This is a genomic window from Staphylococcus sp. NWU MKU2, from assembly GCF_033283605.1.
Taxonomy (GTDB): domain Bacteria; phylum Bacillota; class Bacilli; order Staphylococcales; family Staphylococcaceae; genus Staphylococcus; species Staphylococcus haemolyticus.
This window is the reverse complement of the sequence record NZ_JAVSMH010000018.1, coordinates 1-2,873: the sequence shown is the minus strand read 5'-3', so window position 1 is coordinate 2,873 and position 2,873 is coordinate 1. Positions and strand designations below refer to the sequence as shown.

Sequence of the window (2,873 nt, the reverse complement as noted above, 5' to 3'; positions counted from 1 at the left end):
GTCACCAGACAAGAGAATGATTATACATTCAAAACTAGATAGTAAGTAAATGATTTTGCTTCGCAAAACGTTGAAATAAATTGATTAAGTCTTCGATCGATTAGTATTCGTCAGCTCCACGTGTCACCACGCTTCCACCTCGAACCTATTAACCTCATCATCTTTGAGGGATCTTATAACCGAAGTTGGGAAATCTCATCTTGAGGGGGGCTTCATGCTTAGATGCTTTCAGCACTTATCCCGTCCATACATAGCTACCCAGCTATGCCGTTGGCACGACAACTGGTACACCAGAGGTATGTCCATCCCGGTCCTCTCGTACTAAGGACAGCTCCTCTCAAATTTCCTACGCCCACGACGGATAGGGACCGAACTGTCTCACGACGTTCTGAACCCAGCTCGCGTACCGCTTTAATGGGCGAACAGCCCAACCCTTGGGACCGACTACAGCCCCAGGATGCGATGAGCCGACATCGAGGTGCCAAACCTCCCCGTCGATGTGAACTCTTGGGGGAGATAAGCCTGTTATCCCCGGGGTAGCTTTTATCCGTTGAGCGATGGCCCTTCCATGCGGAACCACCGGATCACTAAGTCCGTCTTTCGACCCTGCTCGACTTGTAGGTCTCGCAGTCAAGCTCCCTTATGCCTTTACACTCTATGAATGATTTCCAACCATTCTGAGGGAACCTTTGAGCGCCTCCGTTACCTTTTAGGAGGCGACCGCCCCAGTCAAACTGCCCGCCTGACACTGTCTCCCACCACGATAAGTGGTGCGGGTTAGAAAGCCAACACAGCTAGGGTAGTATCCCACCAGCGCCTCCACGTAAGCTAGCGCTCACGTTTCAAAGGCTCCTACCTATCCTGTACAAGCTGTGCCGAATTTCAATATCAGGCTACAGTAAAGCTCCACGGGGTCTTTCCGTCCTGTCGCGGGTAACCTGCATCTTCACAGGTACTATGATTTCACCGAGTCTCTCGTTGAGACAGTGCCCAAATCGTTACGCCTTTCGTGCGGGTCGGAACTTACCCGACAAGGAATTTCGCTACCTTAGGACCGTTATAGTTACGGCCGCCGTTTACTGGGGCTTCGATTCGTAGCTTCGCAGAAGCTAACCACTCCTCTTAACCTTCCAGCACCGGGCAGGCGTCAGCCCCTATACATCACCTTACGGTTTAGCAGAGACCTGTGTTTTTGATAAACAGTCGCTTGGGCCTATTCACTGCGGCTCTTCTGGGCTTGCACCCTAAAGAGCACCCCTTCTCCCGAAGTTACGGGGTCATTTTGCCGAGTTCCTTAACGAGAGTTCGCTCGCTCACCTTAGAATTCTCATCTTGACTACCTGTGTCGGTTTGCGGTACGGGCACCTATTATCTATCTAGAGGCTTTTCTCGGCAGTGTGAAATCAACGACTCGAGGAAACAATTTCCTCTCCCCATCACAGCTCAATCTTAAGAGTGCCGGATTTGCCTAACACTCAATCTCACTGCTTAGACGTACAATCCAATCGTACGCTTCGCCTATCCTACTGCGTCCCCCCATCGATTAAAACGATGCTAGGTGGTACAGGAATATCAACCTGTTATCCATCGCCTACGCCTGTCGGCCTCAGCTTAGGACCCGACTAACCCAGAGCGGACGAGCCTTCCTCTGGAAACCTTAGTCAATCGGTGGACGGGATTCTCACCCGTCTTTCGCTACTCACACCGGCATTCTCACTTCTAAGCGCTCCACATGTCCTTGCGATCATGCTTCAACGCCCTTAGAACGCTCTCCTACCATTGTCCTACGGACAATCCACAGCTTCGGTAATATGTTTAGCCCCGGTACATTTTCGGCGCAGTGTCACTCGACTAGTGAGCTATTACGCACTCTTTAAATGATGGCTGCTTCTAAGCCAACATCCTAGTTGTCTGGGCAACGCCACATCCTTTTCCACTTAACATATATTTTGGGACCTTAGCTGGTGGTCTGGGCTGTTTCCCTTTCGAACACGGACCTTATCACCCATGTTCTGACTCCCAAGTTAAATTAATTGGCATTCGGAGTTTGTCTGAATTCGGTAACCCGAGAGGGGCCCCTCGTCCAAACAGTGCTCTACCTCCAATAATCATCACTTGAGGCTAGCCCTAAAGCTATTTCGGAGAGAACCAGCTATCTCCAAGTTCGATTGGAATTTCTCCGCTACCCACAGTTCATCCGCTCACTTTTCAACGTAAGTCGGTTCGGTCCTCCATTCAGTGTTACCTGAACTTCAACCTGACCATGGGTAGATCACCTGGTTTCGGGTCTACGACCAAATACTCAACGCCCTATTCAGACTCGCTTTCGCTACGGCTCCACATTTCCTGCTTAACCTTGCATCAGATCGTAACTCGCCGGTTCATTCTACAAAAGGCACGCCATCACCCATTAACGGGCTCTGACTACTTGTAAGCACACGGTTTCAAGTTCTCTTTCACTCCCCTTCCGGGGTACTTTTCACCTTTCCCTCACGGTACTGGTTCACTATCGGTCACTAGAGAGTATTTAGCCTTAGGAGATGGTCCTCCCAGATTCCGACGGAATTTCACGTGCTCCGTCGTACTCAGGATCCACTCAAGAGAGAATATATTTTCAACTACAGGATTATTACCTTCTTTGATTCAACTTTCCAGATGATTCGTCTAATATATTCCTTTGTAACTCCGTATAGAGTGTCCTACAACCCCAATAAGCAAGCTTATTGGTTTGGGCTCTTCCCGTTTCGCTCGCCGCTACTCAGGGAATCGATTTTTCTTTCTCTTCCTCCGGGTACTAAGATGTTTCAGTTCTCCGGGTCTGCCTTCTGACAAGCTATGAATTCACTTGTCGATAACACGACATAACTCGTGCT

Annotated in this window: 1 rRNA gene; it reads right to left on the bottom strand. The window is 49.6% G+C overall.

What is annotated here, in order from left to right:
* Positions 1-80: 80 nt before the first annotated feature.
* Positions 81-2,873 (bottom strand): 23S ribosomal RNA (locus SBL15_RS12855); the annotation flags it as partial.